The organism is Pantoea sp. MBD-2R (assembly GCF_039134845.1).
Lineage (GTDB): Bacteria > Pseudomonadota > Gammaproteobacteria > Enterobacterales > Enterobacteriaceae > Erwinia.
This window is the reverse complement of sequence record NZ_CP152417.1, coordinates 263,504-281,367: the sequence shown is the minus strand read 5'-3', so window position 1 is coordinate 281,367 and position 17,864 is coordinate 263,504. Positions and strand designations below refer to the sequence as shown.

General features: G+C 53.7%; 18 protein-coding genes and 1 tRNA gene. 10 read left to right on the top strand and 9 right to left on the bottom strand.

Annotated features, from left to right (window positions below; genetic code table 11):
• Positions 1 to 19 precede the first annotated feature (19 nt).
• A tRNA-Thr gene (locus AAGQ96_RS01130) sits at positions 20 to 95 on the bottom strand.
• A 583-nt stretch (positions 96 to 678) separates the two neighbouring features.
• Here AAGQ96_RS01130 and coaA point away from each other — a divergent pair.
• Positions 679 to 1,629 (top strand): type I pantothenate kinase, encoded by a 951-nt coding sequence (gene coaA, locus AAGQ96_RS01125; protein ID WP_147193962.1) that lies wholly within the window; start codon positions 679 to 681, stop codon positions 1,627 to 1,629.
• 37 nt (positions 1,630 to 1,666) lie between these two features.
• Here coaA and AAGQ96_RS01120 read toward each other — a convergent pair whose 3' ends face one another.
• From AAGQ96_RS01120 to AAGQ96_RS01105, 4 genes are all read right to left on the bottom strand, one after another.
• Positions 1,667 to 2,563, bottom strand: a complete 897-nt coding sequence (locus tag AAGQ96_RS01120; RefSeq protein ID WP_342754632.1) for an alpha/beta hydrolase — start codon at positions 2,561 to 2,563, stop codon at positions 1,667 to 1,669.
• A 229-nt stretch (positions 2,564 to 2,792) separates the two neighbouring features.
• The gene (locus AAGQ96_RS01115; RefSeq protein ID WP_147193958.1) at positions 2,793 to 3,299 is read right to left on the bottom strand and encodes a TIGR00645 family protein; all 507 of its coding nucleotides are present in this window, start codon (positions 3,297 to 3,299) and stop codon (positions 2,793 to 2,795) included.
• A gap of 87 nt (positions 3,300 to 3,386) precedes the next feature.
• The gene (locus tag AAGQ96_RS01110; RefSeq protein WP_342754631.1) at positions 3,387 to 3,608 is read right to left on the bottom strand and encodes a hypothetical protein; all 222 of its coding nucleotides are present in this window, start codon (positions 3,606 to 3,608) and stop codon (positions 3,387 to 3,389) included.
• A gap of 44 nt (positions 3,609 to 3,652) precedes the next feature.
• Positions 3,653 to 3,985: a helix-turn-helix domain-containing protein gene (locus tag AAGQ96_RS01105; protein WP_147193953.1), complete on the bottom strand. Its 333-nt coding sequence runs from the start codon at positions 3,983 to 3,985 to the stop codon at positions 3,653 to 3,655.
• A 213-nt stretch (positions 3,986 to 4,198) separates the two neighbouring features.
• Between AAGQ96_RS01105 and AAGQ96_RS01100 the strand changes: the two genes are divergently transcribed.
• From AAGQ96_RS01100 to AAGQ96_RS01090, 3 genes are all read left to right on the top strand, one after another.
• Positions 4,199 to 5,098, top strand: a complete 900-nt coding sequence (locus AAGQ96_RS01100) for a LysR family transcriptional regulator (protein WP_147193950.1) — start codon at positions 4,199 to 4,201, stop codon at positions 5,096 to 5,098.
• A 306-nt stretch (positions 5,099 to 5,404) separates the two neighbouring features.
• A complete protein-coding gene (locus AAGQ96_RS01095; protein WP_254446289.1) occupies positions 5,405 to 6,811 on the top strand; it encodes an MFS transporter in 1,407 nt (468 codons plus the stop codon).
• 124 nt (positions 6,812 to 6,935) lie between these two features.
• Positions 6,936 to 8,060: a GNAT family N-acetyltransferase gene (locus tag AAGQ96_RS01090; protein ID WP_342754630.1), complete on the top strand. Its 1,125-nt coding sequence runs from the start codon at positions 6,936 to 6,938 to the stop codon at positions 8,058 to 8,060.
• Between the two features lie 50 nt (positions 8,061 to 8,110).
• On the opposite strand, the gene AAGQ96_RS01085 is transcribed toward AAGQ96_RS01090, so the two are convergent.
• The 3 genes from AAGQ96_RS01085 to AAGQ96_RS01075 form a co-directional block, all read right to left on the bottom strand.
• Positions 8,111 to 9,943, bottom strand: coding sequence for an ABC transporter ATP-binding protein (locus AAGQ96_RS01085; RefSeq protein ID WP_342754629.1), 1,833 nt, complete (start codon positions 9,941 to 9,943; stop codon positions 8,111 to 8,113).
• Between the two features lie 82 nt (positions 9,944 to 10,025).
• Entirely contained in the window at positions 10,026 to 10,247 is a 222-nt protein-coding gene (locus tag AAGQ96_RS01080) for a hypothetical protein (RefSeq protein ID WP_342754628.1), read from the bottom strand.
• Between the two features lie 6 nt (positions 10,248 to 10,253).
• Positions 10,254 to 11,018 carry a DeoR/GlpR family DNA-binding transcription regulator gene (locus AAGQ96_RS01075; RefSeq protein ID WP_147193939.1) on the bottom strand — a complete coding sequence of 255 codons (765 nt, stop codon included), beginning with the start codon at positions 11,016 to 11,018 and terminating at the stop codon, positions 10,254 to 10,256.
• Positions 11,019 to 11,210: 192 nt separating this feature from the next.
• Between AAGQ96_RS01075 and AAGQ96_RS01070 the strand changes: the two genes are divergently transcribed.
• The 6 genes from AAGQ96_RS01070 to ugpC all read left to right on the top strand — a co-directional run bounded on the left by AAGQ96_RS01070 (position 11,211) and on the right by ugpC (position 17,392).
• Entirely contained in the window at positions 11,211 to 12,236 is a 1,026-nt protein-coding gene (locus AAGQ96_RS01070; protein WP_342754627.1) for an SIS domain-containing protein, read from the top strand.
• Positions 12,233 to 13,162, top strand: coding sequence for an ROK family protein (locus AAGQ96_RS01065; protein WP_342754626.1), 930 nt, complete (start codon positions 12,233 to 12,235; stop codon positions 13,160 to 13,162). Before AAGQ96_RS01070 ends, AAGQ96_RS01065 begins: the two co-directional genes overlap by 4 nt.
• Before the next feature lie 196 nt (positions 13,163 to 13,358).
• Positions 13,359 to 14,540 (top strand): extracellular solute-binding protein, encoded by a 1,182-nt coding sequence (locus AAGQ96_RS01060; RefSeq protein ID WP_342755608.1) that lies wholly within the window; start codon positions 13,359 to 13,361, stop codon positions 14,538 to 14,540.
• 9 nt (positions 14,541 to 14,549) lie between these two features.
• Entirely contained in the window at positions 14,550 to 15,458 is a 909-nt protein-coding gene (locus AAGQ96_RS01055) for a sugar ABC transporter permease (RefSeq protein ID WP_342754625.1), read from the top strand.
• Positions 15,448 to 16,287: a carbohydrate ABC transporter permease gene (locus tag AAGQ96_RS01050; RefSeq protein ID WP_147193930.1), complete on the top strand. Its 840-nt coding sequence runs from the start codon at positions 15,448 to 15,450 to the stop codon at positions 16,285 to 16,287. The genes AAGQ96_RS01055 and AAGQ96_RS01050 overlap by 11 nt, the downstream gene beginning before the upstream one ends.
• 22 nt (positions 16,288 to 16,309) lie before the next feature.
• Positions 16,310 to 17,392 (top strand): sn-glycerol-3-phosphate ABC transporter ATP-binding protein UgpC, encoded by a 1,083-nt coding sequence (gene ugpC / locus AAGQ96_RS01045; protein WP_342754624.1) that lies wholly within the window; start codon positions 16,310 to 16,312, stop codon positions 17,390 to 17,392.
• A 16-nt stretch (positions 17,393 to 17,408) separates the two neighbouring features.
• Here the strand turns inward: ugpC and AAGQ96_RS01040 are convergent, their stop codons facing one another.
• Positions 17,409 to 17,804 (bottom strand): polyketide cyclase, encoded by a 396-nt coding sequence (locus AAGQ96_RS01040; RefSeq protein WP_147193926.1) that lies wholly within the window; start codon positions 17,802 to 17,804, stop codon positions 17,409 to 17,411.
• Positions 17,805 to 17,864 lie beyond the last annotated feature (60 nt).

Sequence of the window (17,864 nt, the reverse complement as noted above, 5' to 3'; positions counted from 1 at the left end):
GGGGTACTTCGTTACTTGATGGTGCCGGCTACCGGAATCGAACTGGTGACCTACTGATTACAAGTCAGTTGCTCTACCAACTGAGCTAAGCCGGCATCAAGTGGAGCGCATTCTAGGAAGACTGGCGGCGGGATGCAACAAAAAAATTGCGATAAAAGTCCTTATGGCTACTATTTGTGCGATTCTTCGCAAATTAGCGCTTCCGACCTGCAATATCGTTCAAATATGCAGCATTACGGCGCTTTTTTCATGCAGGCTTTTTCACGCCGAAGTACGCATCCTTCCTCTTTTCTCTTATGAGGATTCCTTCCATCAAGCGTTTTATTGCTTTAACTCCTCAATATGAAAGGTTCAACTGCCTATTTTTTAGACGCCCGATTTTCTTTTATCCCATGAAGGGTGGCTAAAAACGGATTGCAGTCAGAGAAGGCATGACTGACTTTGCGGTTAATCAGGTTAGCGAGATGATTGCCAGCGAATTATTCAATAAATGCGGGAGCCGTTACGTTTGCGTCCGCAGGTTATATTTTTACTTCTGATTACTTGCCGTGTGGTGTTAACCTCCTGCCTATTGTTTTCTGAAATTTACCTTAGTGCGTACGTAAAATGGGATTTTCCCTTCTTTACCGGCAGTTCTGACGTTACGACGGGCTAATTCTTGCTGGCAGAAGCATGCATATGAGTAAAAAAGACTCCTTGTTGACTACACCCTATCTGCAATTTAACCGTTCGCAATGGGCCGCGTTGCGTGATTCCGTGCCGATGACGCTGAGTGAAGATGAAATTGCGCAGCTTGAAGGGATTAACGAAGATCTCTCTATAGATGAAGTGGCGGAGATTTATCTGCCGCTCTCACGTCTGCTGAACTTCTATATCAGTTCAAATCTACGCCGTCAGGCGGTGCTGGAACAGTTCCTGGGTACAAACGGACAGAAGATCCCCTATATCATCAGCATCGCCGGTAGCGTAGCCGTAGGAAAAAGCACCACGGCGCGTGTGTTACAGGCGTTACTGAGCCGCTGGCCGGAGCATCGTCGCGTTGAGCTCATCACCACCGATGGCTTTTTGCACCCTAATGAGGTGTTAAAAGAGCGCGGGCTGATGAAAAAGAAGGGGTTCCCACAATCTTACGACATGCACCGGCTGGTCAATTTTGTCTCTGAGTTGAAATCAGGCGCTTCGCAGGTCACTGCACCTGTCTATTCACACCTGATTTACGACGTCATTCCTGAAGGGGACAAAACGGTACAGCAGCCCGATATTTTGATTCTGGAAGGGCTGAACGTTTTGCAGAGCGGAATGGATTATCCCCACGATCCGCATCACGTCTTTGTCTCAGACTTTGTCGACTTCTCTATCTATGTTGATGCGCCTGAGGATTTGCTGCGCCACTGGTATATCAATCGTTTTCTGAAATTCCGTCAGGGTGCGTTTACCGATCCGGATTCCTATTTCCATCACTACGCGAAATTACCCGCCGACGAAGCGGTAGGTGTTGCCACACAGCTGTGGGAAGAGATCAATCTGATGAACCTGAAAGAGAATATTCTGCCAACGCGTGAGCGGGCGAGCCTGATTATGACCAAAAGCGTCAATCATGCGGTTGACCTGGTCAGATTGCGAAAATAGCGGCTGGCCACCTCTGCCGGAGGTGGCATTCTCTCGTTTAGCGACGTGCCGCAAGCCAAATCGAATAGGCTTCATCCCAGATCGCCGCAGGCGATCCTGCCCTGCCTAAACCAAAACCATGCCCACCGCGAGTAATTTTAATCTGCTCAACCGGTACGCCCATCCGCCGACAGGTATCGTGCATAATTTGTGTATTATGCGGATTCGACACATGATCGTCCTCGGCCTGTGCTAAAAACGTCGGCGGAAACTGGCGCGTTACGTAGTTTTCTACTGACCAGCTCGCTTCATCAGCCGGCGACGCATTTTTACCCAGCATTTCCAGGTAGGTATTAGTATGCGTGTAAGGCGGTTCGAGCGTAATAACCGGATAGATTAGCGCTGCGGTGTCGACCTCAGGACGAATCAGATCCAGAGAGTCTTCCGGCTTATAGGTGGCAAAATCTGGCCGCGCTGCCGCCATCCCCATCAGATGGCCGCCAGCGGAAAAGCCTAACAGATGGACTTTCCGCTCCATTGAACGTACCAGCCTGATCGCCCGCTGCGCATCCTGCAACGGGGCCAGTCGCCCGGCTCGCCATTTTTCGTGAGGTAAGCGGTAACTCAGCACGTAAGCTGTATAGCCGCGAGCGTTTAGCCAGCGAGCGACAGGCCAGGCTTCACCACCCATCCCTATCCAGCGATAGCCGCCGCCGGCAGCAATTAATACCGCAGAGCCGTTCGGGTTTTCCGGCTGGAAGCGCTGAATAGCCGGACTAACGATATTCGACCATGAACCGTTTGTGGAAACGCGCAGCTCTCCGCTGGGCCCACCGCCGCCAGGTGGCTCATCCTGCCAAAGCGGAATAATATCCTCTCTGGCGAAAAGTTTTCCGGTGGTCATCGCCAACAGCGTTGCGCCAGTACCCAGCATTAACCGACGACGACTAATCATCTGACATCGCTGTCCTCAATAAGAAATTAGCTACAGGCCGCGCAGCAGATGGCCGCGAGGTCATTAACGGGTATAACAGAAGTGCCGGGGGCTTTTACGCAAAAGGTTTCTGTCACAGAAACAGGCGCGTTACCGGTTTTTTATGCGATCTGCCCTGTATCAGGCAAGTAAAATTAGCGGAAGGCGTTAAAAAGCAGGAAAACTGCCCGCGGATGCGGGCAGTTTGATATTAATGACTGCTGTTTTTCTCTCTGCGCGACATGCCATCAAGATAGCCCATGACAAAGGCAGACAGAACAAAAGCCAGATGGATAATGACGTACCACATCAGCTTATTATCAGGGATATTTCTGGCATCCATAAACACCCGCAGCAGGTGTATAGAAGAGATAGCCACAATCGACGCGGCAACTTTATTTTTCAGCGAGCCGGAATCCATTTTCCCCAACCAGCTCAGTTTTTCCTTGTGCTCGGAGATATCCAGCTTGGAGACAAAGTTTTCATAGCCGGAAAGCATCACCATCACCAGCAGGCCGCCGACCAGCGTCAGGTCAATCATCGACAGCAGCACCAGCACTAAATCGTTCTCGGCCATAGCCAGCACGTTGGGCAACAGGTGAAAAACTTCCTGGAAAAACTTGATCGCTAACGCCAGCAGTCCAAGGGACAACCCAAGGTAAATAGGCGCCAGCAGCCAGCGCGCAGCGTATATCAGATTCTCAGTAAAACGTTCCATAGCAACCCGTAAGCAATTCAACACCGGCACAGTATACCTGATGAAATGTTAAATTTTTCATGGTTGCCACGTCGAACTTGCTGGATTTTACCTGGCGCTACTTCGCTGAGCGCTCTCCATCGCTGGCTCCAGCCCGCGCTGTACCTGCCGCTCATAGCCAGTAATACCCTCCCCCATCTCATTACCGGCACTAACGGGCGCAGTGCAGTGTTCACATTCAGCAAACACTACGCGCATTGGCCCGCCGCCAGCGCCAAGACAGGAACTGCTCATCAACACAGTGATAAGGAGAGAAAGGATTTTTTTCATTTTGATTGCAGCTCAGAAAAGGGGGGTGCCCGGCTGCCGCTAACCTAGTGCAGCTCGCGATGCAAGTTACGGTAGTCTCTTGGCGTAACGTTAAAATGTTTTTTAAAGACGCGCTGAAAACACTGTTGCGATGAGAAGCCCAGATCCATGGAAATCGTCATAATGGTTTTGTGCGAGCTGACCAGGCTTTTCGCGGCTTCATCCAGCCGGCGACAGCGGATAAAACTGCCCAGCGTCATGCCTTTTTTTTCTTTAAAAGCGCGCTGAAGATGCCATTTTGAATAGCCCGATCGTGCGGCTACGGCTTCAATATTTAAACCATCATCCAGATGTGCTTCGATCCAGTCGATGATGACTTCTACGATTTCACCTTTCACTTGCTCTCTCCTGCTCCGGCGACACTGCATAGTGTGCGACCGGCATGCCACGATGGAATAATGTATCTTTTTGTTTTTTATAGTAAATTTTGAATATGCAAAAAATTACGTAACATATCAAAATTTGATGGCTGGAATGGTATAAAGAAGCTTAAAATAGTTCAAATAGATAATTTGAATCTCCGTTTATAGATAGTATCTATAGAGGCTATTATGTTAGATCTGAATCTGGTCCGCGTGTTCACCGCCATCTACGAAACGCGTAGCGTCAGTGGGGCCGCAGATCGTCTTTATATTACCCAGCCTTCAGCAAGTTACGCGCTTGCCCGCTTACGCAACGAGACCAACGACGAACTGTTTAAGCGCAGTCGAAAAGGCATGGAACCTACGCCAACGGCCGTTCAGCTCTATAAGGTGTTTAAAAAATCGCTGACGGGCATCGAAAAAGCCGTGGCGGAAACCCGCACGTTTTCCCCAGCGACATCACGTCACAAATTTCGCCTGGCTTTATCGGATCTGGGTGAACTGCTGTTGCTGCCGAAACTGGTCACACATTTACGCCGTGTGGCGCCTCATATTGAACTGGAAGTTATTCCGGTTGATATGAACAGGCTGGATGAATGGCTGCTGACAGGCAGAATTGACGCGGCTTTGTGCAGTCGTAGTGAATCGATCTCTTCTGCTCAGCGCGAGCTGATGGTTTATGAGCGCTATGTCTGCCTGCTCAACGTCGATCATCCGCGCATTGGCGAGCAGCTCTCTCTGGAAGAATATATGCAGGAACAGCACGTTATTGTTTCCGCCACCAGCGGTCACCATATCGTCGAGGACCGGTTGAAAGAGTACGGCATTGAACGCCACGTCGCTGTCGAAGTGCCGCATTTTGCCGCGTTGGGTGAGCTGATCGCGTCCAGTGAGCTGCTGGTCACGCTGCCTTCCAGCGCCGCTAAAATCTACGCCCGCCGCGGCAATGGTCGTATGCTGGAGCTGCCGTTTCACGTGCCAAATCAGGAAGTTTTCCTGTATGCCCATACGGAGATAGGCGATATCACCGCCAAAACCTGGTTCTACAACGTGTTGCGTATCGCTGGCCCGATGATGATAGAGCCATAATCCTTTGGCCGCTCATAGAAGAGTCTGCACGCTTAAAACCGGACGCAGACCACATTCCCACAAATGATTTTTTTTGCCAAACCCCCTGAGGTCAGGAATGTGAGGCGCTTCAACTGGCTTTGTGCCGCCTGCCGAAATTGCTGTTAAATCTGCCGAAAAATTCCAACAACAGCACAATGACCCGTCACGAAACGGCCTCCTATAGTTGAGGAAACGACTGTTAGCAGCTGCTTTCCTCTCTCACCTGCCGCTGATTTAGCTGAGATCGGTTCTTGCTAATGACTGCCATCTTCTTTCATCCCGGCGATGAAGAAAAAAAGGGTAATCACTATGACTGCCAAACACGGATCGCACGTACGCGTGTGGATATTGATGCTGATATTATTTTTGTCCGTTATTGCTTATGCAGATCGCTCCATTCTTTCCATCGCTGGCGGTGCCATTAAGGATGAATTTGGCCTGTCGCCGGTGCAGTTAGGGTTTATCCTCTCGGCTTTCAGCTGGGCTTATGTAATTGGTCAAATCCCGGGTGGCCTGTTTCTCGATCGCTTCGGGACGAAAAAAGTGTATGGCATTACGCTGGTGCTGTGGTCGATCTCCACGCTGGCGATGGGCTTTGTCGGTGAGTTTGCCAACGGCCTGACCAGCGCATTGATCATTATGTTTACGTTACGTTTTGCGCTGGGACTGATTGAAGCGCCAAGTTTTCCAGCCAATGCGCGCGTAGCGATTATGTGGTTCCCGAAAGCCGAACGCGGGCGGGCCTCTTCGCTTTTTGCCTCATCACAGTATTTTGCCGTCGGCATTTTTTCGCCCCTCTCCGGCTGGCTGGTCTCGGAGTTTGGCTGGCCATGGCCTTTCTTTGTATTAGGAATGATGGGTATCGGCGCCTTTTTTGCCTGGATGTGGTACATGAAGGAACCCGGCACACATCCCAGCGTTTCACAACAGGAGCTTGACCATATTGTGGCGGGCGGTGGGCTGATTGATATTGATGCTGCCGAACAGCGTAAAGATAAATCACGGCTCTCACGCGAGACGTTTCGTAAGCTACTGACCAACCGAATGCTGTGGTGCGCCTATATTGGCCAATATTGCACCATTGCGCTGAGCTACTTCTTTATTACCTGGTTCCCTATTTATTTGGTACAGGATCGCGGCATGGATATCCTGCATGCCGGTTTTGCCACCATCGCGCCAGCGCTGTTTGGTTTTGCCGGCGGCATCTCTGGCGGCATCATTTCTGACTATTTGATTCGGATTGGCTGGTCCGTTTCCTGGGCGCGGAAGACGCCTTATATTGTTGGCATGTTAATGGCGGCGACGCTGATTGCTGCCGCTGTCGCCAACAGCAACTTCTGGGTGATTGCCATTATGTCTTTCGCTTTTTATGGCAAAGGCGTGGCGGCCGGTGCTGGCACCTGGGCCGTGATCAGCGATACCGCGCCGAAAGAAGCGGTAGGCCTGGCGGGTGCTATCTTCAACTGTGTCGGTAATATTGCCGGTATCATCACGCCAATTATGTTTGGCTATCTGGTCGCGCTGACCGGCAACTACAGTATGGGACTGGTGTTTGTCGGTGCACACTGCGTGGTTGCGGCGCTGTGCTTCCTGTTTGTGATGGGGCCGATCGTACGCGTTGGCGGCGATATACCTGAAGATCGGGGCGACGGACAGCGGCTTAGCGAGGTTACGCCGCCGCACCAACTGTGATCCTTCGTGCTGCCGCCTCGTGCGGCAGCATCAGAAGACGTTGATCTTCTCGCGCAAAACCTTCACTTTAGCCTTTCGTGGTTAATCGGGTAGCCCTTACCCGTCGTGAAGATGGAGTGCGCCTGTGTCGCTAGTCCTCTTGCCCAACCTGGCAGACCTTTCCGCCAGTCAGTGGGATGCTCTTACGCCTGACGACCAACCTTTTCTCCGCCACGCGTTTCTCAGCACGCTGGAAGAGAGCGGCTGTGTCGGCAAAGGCACTGGCTGGCAGCCAGAACATCTACTGTGGATGGACAACGGCGAGCCGCGTGCGGCTCTGCCCGGCTACCGTAAAAGCCATTCGCGAGGCGAGTACGTTTTCGATCATGCCTGGGCCGATGCCTGTCAGCGGGCCGGACTACCTTATTATCCCAAATGGCTGGCTGCCGTCCCGTTCAGTCCGGTGACTGGTGCACGCCTGCTGGGCGAGGCAGATGCTGCAAAAAAACTGCTGCACAGTCTTCCAGACTTTCTGCATCAGCGCCAGCTCCACAGCGCCCATATCAATTTCGGTAATGCGCAGACCCACGATTTGTTGGCAAACGCGCCTCGCTGGCTGCCGCGCTTCGGCTGCCAGTATCACTGGCACAATCCGGGCTATCGTGATTTCCAGGACTTCCTGGACACGCTGATGTCACGCAAGCGCAAACAAATTCGTAAAGAGCGCGAGCTGGTCGCCAGCCAGGGGTTTGAGTTCACTTTTTTAGTGGGGCATCAGCTTAGCGAAGCGCACTGGGACTTTGTTTACGCCTGCTACAGCAACACCTATGCCGTACGCGGTCAACGACCCTATCTGACGCGGCAATTTTTCAGCCTGCTCGCGGAAAGAATGCCCAATGCCATTCGCGTGGTGTTGGCAACGCAAAACGGCCTGCCGGTGGCAATGGCGTTCAGCCTGGTGGACAACCAGACGTTTTATGGTCGCTACTGGGGTTGCCTGGCAGAGTTCGACCGGCTGCATTTTGAAACCTGTTTTTACCAGGGTATGGATTATGCCATCGCTAACGGCTTACGGCGTTTTGATGCGGGTGCGCAGGGAGAACACAAGCTGGTGCGGGGATTTGAGCCTGTCATTACTGAATCCTGGCACTATTTACGGCACGACGGCCTGCATGACGCCGTGGCGGATTATCTCCAGCAGGAACGTCAGGGCGTCGAAGCATGGGCTGAGGAAGCCCGCGAATCGCTGCCGTATCGCCGCAACGAATAACAACTGGAACGGCCATCAGAGGCATAACGTCACCTCTGATGGCTCAGCGCTCAGGACTCGCCAACAAAGCCGCCGGTCTGGTGATGCCACAGGCGGGCATATAATCCCCCCTTCGCCAGCAGCTCGCTATGGCTACCCGTTTCAGCAATACGACCATTTTCCAGCACCACCAACCGATCCATTTTGGCGATGGTAGAAAGGCGGTGGGCAATCGCGATAACCGTCTTGCCGCCCATCAGCGTTTCCAGGCTTTCCTGAATGGCCGCTTCCACTTCCGAATCCAGCGCGGATGTGGCCTCGTCCATAATCAGGATTGGCGCGTCTTTCAGCAGCACGCGGGCTATCGCAATACGCTGACGCTGCCCGCCGGAAAGCTTCACGCCACGCTCGCCTACGTGTGCATCCAGTCCGTAACGCCCCTGCGAATCAGACAGCAGTGGAATAAACTCATCGGCTTTAGCGCGATGAATAGCCTGCTGGAGTTCCGCTTCTGTTGCATTGGGACGGCCATACAGCAGATTGTCGCGAATAGAGCGATGCAGCAGCGAGGTATCCTGGGTGATCATACCAATTTGAGCACGCAGGCTTTCCTGGCTGACCTGCGAAATATCCTGTCCGTCGATGATAATCCGCCCCCCGTCCAGGTCGTAGAGCCGAAGCAGCAGGTTGACCAGGGTGGATTTCCCTGCGCCGGACGGCCCGATCAGGCCGATTTTTTCGCCGGGACGAATGGTCAACTGCATGTTCTCAATGACCCGACGCTCTTTGCCGTAATTAAAATTCACCCCATCAAAGCGAATCTCACCGTGATGTACCTTTAATGCAGGCGCCCGCGGCTTATCCGCAACGCTGACCGGCTGAGCGATGGTCTGCAAACCGTCCTGCACCATCCCGATATTTTCAAAAATACCGTTCACCACCCACATGATCCAGCCAGACATATTCACAATGCGGATCACCAGGCCGGTTGCCAGCGCGATTGCCCCGACGCTGATCAACGACTGCGTCCACAGCCACAGCGACAGGCCGGTTGTGCCCACAATGAGCAAACCGTTAAGCGTCGTCACCACTACATCCATATTTGTGACCATTCGCCCCTGCTGGCGGGTTTTTTCAGTCTGGTCGCCTATCGCCTCACGCGCATAGGAGCGCTCAAGGTCGCTGTGCGCAAAAAGTTTCAGCGTAGTGATATTGGTATAGCCATCAACAATGGTGCCCATCAGGCGAGAGCGGGCATCTGATGAGGCAACCGAGCGTGATTTAACGCGCGGCACGAAGTATTTCAGGCTGACAACATAGCCGATAATCCACAGCAGCAGCGGGATCATCAGCCGCCAGTCGGCCTCGGCGAACAGCACCAGTGAGGTGATGGCATAAATCAGCACGTGCCACAGCGCATCGACGGCCTGCACTGCCGAGTCCCGCAGAGCATTGCCGGTTTGCATAATGCGCTGGGCGATACGCCCGGAAAAGTCACTCTGAAAGAAGTTCAGGCTCTGACGCAGCACGTAGTTATGGTTTTGCCAGCGGATCATACTGGTCATGCCGGGGTTGATCGTCTGGTGTACCAGCAGATCGTGCAGGCCAATAAACAGTGGCCGCAGCACCAGCGCCACCACGCCCATCCAGATCAGTTCGTTAGCATGGACGCTGAAGAAATTGCCGGCCGGGGTCGTATTCACCATATCGATGATGGTACTGAGGAAGCGGAACAGCGCCACCTCAATCAGCGACGCGACCAGACCAACTACCAGCAGCAGGGCAAAGCTCTGCCAGACCTGACGCAAATAGTAGTAATAGAACGGCCAGACGCTGTTGGGCGGCGTGGCGCTGGGGGCTTCCTGAAAAATGTCGATCAGTCGTTCAAAGCGGCGATACAGCATTTTGAGGCTCACTTTACAGCTAAAAGAACTGATTTTAGTGCATTTTTGCGGAAGCTGAGGCAAGGGATGAAGACGCGTGCGGTTAAGTGCTCATTGATTCGCGATAGCGTGCAGAATGAGAAGGCTTCCGTTGGCGCAGTAGCAATGGCAATCTGCGCTGAGGATAAACGGCAACCACGAATATGCCATTTTCCACCTGCTGGAAATAGATATTATGGCTGACGCAGGGGAAACGAAACGCGCCTTTCCAGAAATCTTTTTCGGCGTCTTCACCTATGTCCAGCATCACTCTATAGCCCGTCATTCGCCCCTATTCCACTTCCACCGCCACCAGCCGCGAGCCATATTTTGCACGTTGCTTCAGGGCTGGCGCGTTTTCGGTGACAATCAGGCTGATATCCACCAGCGGACAGACATGAGCCAGCGCCCGATAGCCCATTTTGGAACTGTCGGCCAGCACCACGGTTTTATCTGCCGCTTTGATCATCGCCTGCTTTACCGGTATCTCGACCGTATTGATATTGGTGATACCGCTCTCAAAGTGCACGCCTTCTGCGCCCAAAAATGCCCAGTCAACGTGAATGCTGTTGATTTTATCCACGGTCTCCTGCCCCACCAGCGTATAAACCTGGGAAAGCATCAGCCCGCCTGCCACATGCACCGTAAAACCAGGCTGGTTGCCAAGCGCCATCGCGATATAAATATCATTCGTCACTATGGTCAGGTTCTTTTTCTCTTTCAGTGCCAGCGCCAGGGCATAGACGCTGGAGCCGTTATCGAGGATGAGCGACTGTCCATCTCTTACCAGGCTGGCAGCATGACGGGCAATGGCCGTTTTGGCAGCCGCATTCATTTGCAGCCGGACACTGTAAGGCGTATCGAAATTATTATCTGCCGCAACGGGAAGAAGGCCGCCGTGGGTACGCATCACCCGCCCCGTTTTTTCTAACAGGGAGAGATCGCGTCGGATCGTCGAGGAATCCACACCGAAGATCGCTGAAAGCTCCGCGGCATTCAGATAACCTTTTTCTGTGATCATCTCTACAATTTGCGCTCTGCGCTGGCTTGCCGTCATCCTGAATTTTCCCTGCTCTATATTTGCACGTTTTCATGCATATAGTGGCGCATAGTTGCGCAATTGTCACGGTCAACGGTCAATTTAAGGCGACAAAATAAACAGATGTAGCCTGATAGCGTATTGACTGCACGAATTCGTGCATATATTGTGACGCTTATCGGGACAACCGATCTTCAGGAGCAGGCACCGATGACGACCATTCACCGTAGCGCCTATGAACAAGAGCTGGATCAACAGGTTAGTGCACTGAGCGACCAGCTGGACTCTACCCTGCCGAAAATGCTGAATGGCCTGGCACTCGACCAATACGATCGTATTGTGCTGGCCGGAATGGGATCGTCCGATTATGCGCTGATCCCTATCGAACGTGAGCTGATTGAGCGTGGTTTTCCGGTCTGGCGTCTTGATGCCGGGCGGCTGCTGGATATGCCTCAGCTCATTACGAACCGCACCTTACTGTGGATGACGTCGCAATCAGGCATGAGCGGTGAGATCGTCGCCGTATTGGAAAGCGTGCCAACGCCGCAAACGCTGATTGGCGTGACTAACGATGTTGACAGCCTGCTGGCAAAAAAGGCGGATATCGTCGTCGAATTGAAAAGTGGAGAAGAATCGACCGTCAGCGCAAAGAGCTATCTGAATACGCTGGTTGCCAGCTATCGCACGCTTTATGCACTGACCGGACGTGATGAAGCGCCGCTGATTGCTGAGGTACGGGCATTATTACCGCAGGTGGCGCATATCATTACGCAACGTGAACCTGTACAGGCCGTTACCGAACGCCTGTTTAAGTATGCCAGACCCCGGGTGGCGATGATTGGAACCGGCGCGGATGCAGCTACTGCGTTGACCGGTGCGCTGATCACTAAAGAAGCGTCCAAAGTATTTGCTGAAGGTTTTATCGGCGGTGAGTTCCGTCACGGTCCGATGGAGACATCGGGAGAGGGCATGCTGGCGCTGCTGTTTGGCGAAGAGAACGATATCACGTTGCAAACGCTGGCCGCCGATCTGGCCGCCAACGGCAGTGAAGTTATCGCTGTCGGTCCGCAGGCCTGGGCTGGCTGTCAGCAGTGGCCTACGCCAGCAGGTCAGCCGCTCGCCCGCTTGCTCTGCGCTATGCTTTGGGTACAGCACCTGACGGTGACGCTGGCTCGTGCAAACGGCATGGTGCCCGGCCAGTTTCTTTACGGCAACAAAATCACGGTAAAAATATGATGACACACGCACTTCCATTACGCGCCGGCATTGATATGGGGGGCACCGGCACCCGCATTATTTTACTGGCTGGCGAGCAGGAAGTTGCGTCTGAAACGATCCCTACCGCCTGGTTCAACACTTTGCCGCAGGATCAGCGAGCCAGAGCGCTGGTTGATATTATCTGTCGCCTGCGGCCTGTCGGTCAGCGCCTGGGGAGCCTGGGCATCGGCGCCAGCGGGCCGGTTAATAACGTGACTGAAATTATTGAAAACAACGACACGCTGGCCTGTTTTTCTGATTATCCGCTGGTTGCCGAGCTGCGCGAACTGCTGGCGGTGCCGGTGGCGATAGATAATGACGCGGTTGTTGCCGCACTCGGAGAATATCATCTGGGGGCCGGACGCGGCAGCGAGCGAATGCTGATGGTCACGCTCGGCACCGGCATCGGCGTCGCGCTACTCGATAAAGGTAAACCGCTACGCGGCAGCGACGGACAGCACCCGGAAGCGGGACATATTACTGTCTCAAGCGAGCCGGTTCACTGCTACTGCGGCTTACAGGGCTGTTGGGAAATGCTGGCTTCGCGTTCCCAGCTACAAAAACAGCTCAGGCGAGAAATTCCTAATCTGAAGTGGGATGCCAGCACGCCAGCGGTGCTGAGTGAAATGATGGCGGCAAGACCGGCGGTAGCCGGGATCCTGCACCACTATGGCCAGGTTGTCGGCTGCGGTTTGAACACGCTACTGACGCTATATGGCCCGGATGCCACCGTGCTAAGCGGCAGCGCAGCGGCTCTGCTTCCACTGTTTCAGTCAGGGATGGATGCTGTGATGACGCGTGCAGAAGGTTACGCGGTCAACAGAAAAATAACGCATTCATCTCTTGGCGATGCGGCGGGCGCGCTGGGGGCGGCAATACTGCCAACGCTAAGGGGAACCCGCTAACCGGTAGTTATAAATAAGAAAGTGCTGTTAATTCATGCCTGGCCTATTTACTTTACGGTAGGTCCAGGCATTTTTCTGGCTTCAATATCACTTATCACTCGCTTCTCATGTATCACAACGGAGAGTCTGTATGATTAGTCGATTTCCCCCCCGCATTACCTGTTTACTGACGCTGTTTGCCCTGAGTTCCTCAGGAATGGCGTTTGCAAAAACCCAAATCAACGCCTTATTTATGTCTCAAGCCGCCTACAGTGAAAGCGATGTGCGTGCCATGACCAGTGATTTTGAAAAAGCCAACCCCGATATCAGCGTTAACCTGGAATTTGTGCCTTACGAAGCGTTGCACGACAAGATCGTGGCGGCAAAAGGCGCAGGCAGTAACGGTTACGATGTGGTGCTGTTTGACGATATGTGGCCCGCAGAATTCGGTAAGTTCAACCTGCTGAAAGATGTCACCAGCCAGATCTCCGTTACCGAAAAAACCCGGATATTTGACGGTGCATGGAGTACCGTTAGCTGGGATGGCAAACAGTGGGGAATGCCGTGGATCCTCGATACCAAATATCTCTATTACAACAAAGCAATGCTGGCAAAAGCGGGAATAGCTAATCCGCCAAAAACCTGGCAAGAAGTGATGGAACAGGCGCAGATCCTGAAAGAAAAAGGCATCGTAAAATATCCACTGGTGTGGAGCTGGTCGCAGGCCGAAGCGCTGGTGTGTGATTACACTACGCTGGTCTCCGCGTTTGGCGGACAGTTCAGTAAAGACGGCAAGCTTAATTTCAGCGATGCTGGCTCGGTCAACGCCGTTCAGTATATGAAAACCTCGCTGGATAAAGGCGTGACTAATCCAAATTCTCGTGAATACCTTGAAGAAGACGTCCGCAAAGTTTTCTCCAACGGCGATGCCGCTTTCGCACTGAACTGGACTTACATGTACAGCATGGCTAACGATGCGAAACAAAGTAAGGTGGCGGGTGACGTCGGTATCGTTCCGGCACCCTCGGAAACACCCGGTGCTGTAGCCGCCATGAACGGTTCAATGGGACTGGGCGTGACGCAGACCAGCAGCAATCCCGTGCAATCCTGGCAATATATTCGCTATCTCACTTCTCAGCCGGTACAGAACAAATATGCGCGCCTGAGCCTGCCGATCTGGAAATCGTCCTACGATATTGCGGCGGTGCAAAAAGGACAGGAAGCGCTGATTGCCGCTGCCAAACCGGCGCTGAACGTGATGCTGATGCGCCCCATTACCAGCGACTATTCACGCCTTTCCAACACGCTCCAGCAGCAGATCCAGCAGGTGCTGCAAGGCCAGAAAACCCCGGAAGCCGCGATGGCTGCCGTGACCAAAAGCGCCCAACGTCTACGTTAAGAGGTCTTGATGCTCAGTCTGCAACAGCGTGAGCAGCGTCAGGCATGGGTATTGCTGGCACCCATGCTGGTAATGATGGGCCTGCTCACTGCCTGGCCTCTGCTGCGTACTATCTGGCTCAGCTTTACCGATGCTGCGCTTATCGGCACTGGCGGCGCGGTAAATTACGTTGGCGTAGAAAATTATCGCTATGCGCTGACCGACCCGGACTTTCTTGCCTCGCTCTGGCGCACGCTCTATTTCACCGTTGCGTCGGTGGCGCTGGAGGGCATTGTCGGCGTGCTGGTGGCTTTACTGCTCAACCAAAAGTTCTACGGCCGCAGCGTCCTGCGGGTGCTGGTTATCCTGCCCTGGGCGCTGCCAACGATCGTTAATGCGATGATGTGGCGGCTAAATTTTAACCCTGACTACGGCAGTATCAACGCGCTACTGACGCAGCTGGGGATCATTGATAACTACCGCAGCTGGCTGGGTTCGCCCGATTCAGCGCTGAATGCCGTGATGCTCGCTGACGTCTGGAAAAACTATCCGCTGGTGACGCTGCTGGTGCTGGCTGCCCTACAGTCGGTGCCGGAAGATTTGTTCGAGGCTGCTCGTCTGGATGGCGCTTCTGCCTTCAGGCGTTTTAGGGCCATTACTTTTCCGGCTATTGTCGGCCCACTCAGCGTTGCGCTGATCCTGCGTACTATCGACGCCTTTAAAATTTTCGACATCATCTATGTAATGACGCGTGGCGGGCCGGTGGACAGTACTAAGACCCTGAGCTTCTTCGTCTATCAGGAATCTTTCAGCTACCTTCGCGCGGGCAGCGGCGCGGCCTATGCCATTCTGATGACGTTGATGTGCAGCGTGCTGATTGCAATTTACCTGCTGATGGTCTGGCGTCAGCGTCGTCGGAGCACCGCCAATGAAACGTAAACTGCGCGTTCTCTTTCGTTATCTGGCGGCCCTGCTGGTAGCAATCAGCATTCTGGCGCCCATGCTGTGGCTGTTTTTGATGAGCGTCAGTTCCGGCAGCGATCTGACCCGTATTCCCCTGCAATGGCTGCCGCGACAGTGGGATTTCAGCCGCTATGCCAGCCTGCTTTCTCTGACACCCGGCCAGCCTGGCCAGCTTTTTCTCCATGCGCTGGGCAACAGTATCCTGGTAGCCTGTGGCGCAACGCTGGTTTCGCTGCTGCTGGCAATCCCCGCCGCGTTCAGTTTTTCACGCTATCCTGGCCGCGAAGGCTGGCTGCTCGCCAGTCTGGCGATCTATATGGTACCGCCCGTCGCCTTTGTGCTGCCGCTGTACTTTGTTTTGCAGCAGCTTGATCTGCTTAACACGCATCTGGGGCTGGTGCTGGTTTACTGCTCGCTAATCCTGCCGTTTCTCACCTGGATGTTAAAAAACCAGTTCGATGCGCTACCGGTAGATATTGAACAGGCCGCCAGGCTGGATGGGTTACGCTTCTGGCAGGTGCTGCTGCGCATCACGTTACCGCTGGCGAAACCGCTGCTGGGTGCTTCCGCGCTGTTCGGCTGGCTGCTGGCGTGGGATGAGTTCTTTTATGCACTGTTGTTTACCAGCAATCTTAATGCCCAGACATTACCGGTGACGATCGCGGGCTTTACGGCAGGCCGCGCCACCGATGACGGGCTGATAGCCGCCGTCGGCATACTCGCTGCGCTGCCGCCGCTGCTGATCGCTGTCTGGTTACAAAAAAGTCTGGTCAGCGGGTTGACCAGCGGTGGAAGCAAAGGCTGATGACGCGACTTTCGAGGATTTTATGGCGCATGTTGAACTGGTTAAGGTAGAAAAGCGTTACGGCAAGCAGACGGTTCTCTCTCCGCTGGACCTGACCATTCCTGACGGCAGTTTCACCGTACTGGTTGGCCCTTCCGGCTGTGGAAAATCCACGCTGCTGCGTTTACTGGCCGGGCTGGATACGCTCTCAGCCGGTGCGATCCTGCTGGATAATCAGCAGATTAACGATCTGGATCCGGCCGATCGTGATATCGCGATGGTGTTTCAGAGTTATGCGCTTTATCCGCATTTGACGGTGGCAGAAAACCTCGCCTTTCATATGCAGGTTAAACGGGTAAAGCACGCTGAGCAGCAAAGCAAAATTTCACGTGTGGCAGAGATTCTGGGCATCAGTAAGTTGTTGAACCGCTATCCACGAGCGCTGTCTGGCGGACAACGCCAGCGCGTGGCGATGGGCCGGGCGATGGTACGCAATCCTCGCGTGTTTCTCTTCGATGAGCCGCTGTCGAATCTGGACGCGCAGCTACGTATGGAGCTGCGGGCAGAGATCAAGGCGCTGCATCAGCGATTCAAAACCACCACGGTTTACGTCACACACGATCAGGTTGAAGCCATGACGCTGGCCGATCAAATCGTGGTGATGCGCGATGGCGTTATCGTGCAGCAGGGCAAGCCACTGGAAATTTATGATTCGCCTGCCAACACTTTTGTCGCACGTTTTATTGGCTCACCGCCGATGAATCTGCTGCCAGGCCGGCTGGAAACGCGCGCCGACAGGCCAGGCGTTCGGTGTCACGAGCTGTGGTTTCCGCTGCCAACCCGCTGGCATGAGCCCGCAGCACGTCAGGGAGATAAACCGGTTCTCGTCGGTTTGCGCGCGCAGGATTTCCGCGCCGTCACCCTCGAAAACCAGCCTGCGGCCGTAGTGAAACTCATTGAAGTGACGGGGGAATCCAGCCTGCTGCATGTTGAATGGCAGGGCATCCCGCTGCACGTTCAGTTTGTTGGCCGTGTTGAAACCCTGCCCGATCAGGCTATCGGGCTTGGCATCGACAATGAGAAGATGCACCTGTTCGACGCCGGAAGCGGCGAGCGGCTCATCTGAGTAACCGCATATTGACTCAGGTCGTTAACAACGTATGCAGAGTGTGTAAATCGCGCTTCACCCACTCGACGTCCTGAGCAAACTTTTCGTCAGACATCAGCGGCTGACGGAACACGGTGATCGCCACTTCTGCGCCCTCTTCGTTAGCGATCACCCGCATCGGCACATACACTTCCTTGCCGAAACCGGTATCGATAAAGTGATCCATCACGCCAAACGCATTGTGATCGGTAAAACGAATTTTGATCGCACCGTTCGGGCCGTTAGCTTTCCAGGCGTTACCTTCCTGCTCAAGTTCGGACTGGCTGAGGCCGGAAGCCCACTTGGGGAAATAGTCGGGTTTCCAGATGGTTTCGTACAGGTCAACCCAGTTACGGGGGATCGTCAGACTGATGGTTTGCGATGGCAGCATAGGTCCTCCTGAATTTTTATCGTCAGGGGATTTAAACACTCGCCGGGGAAGATGAAAAGG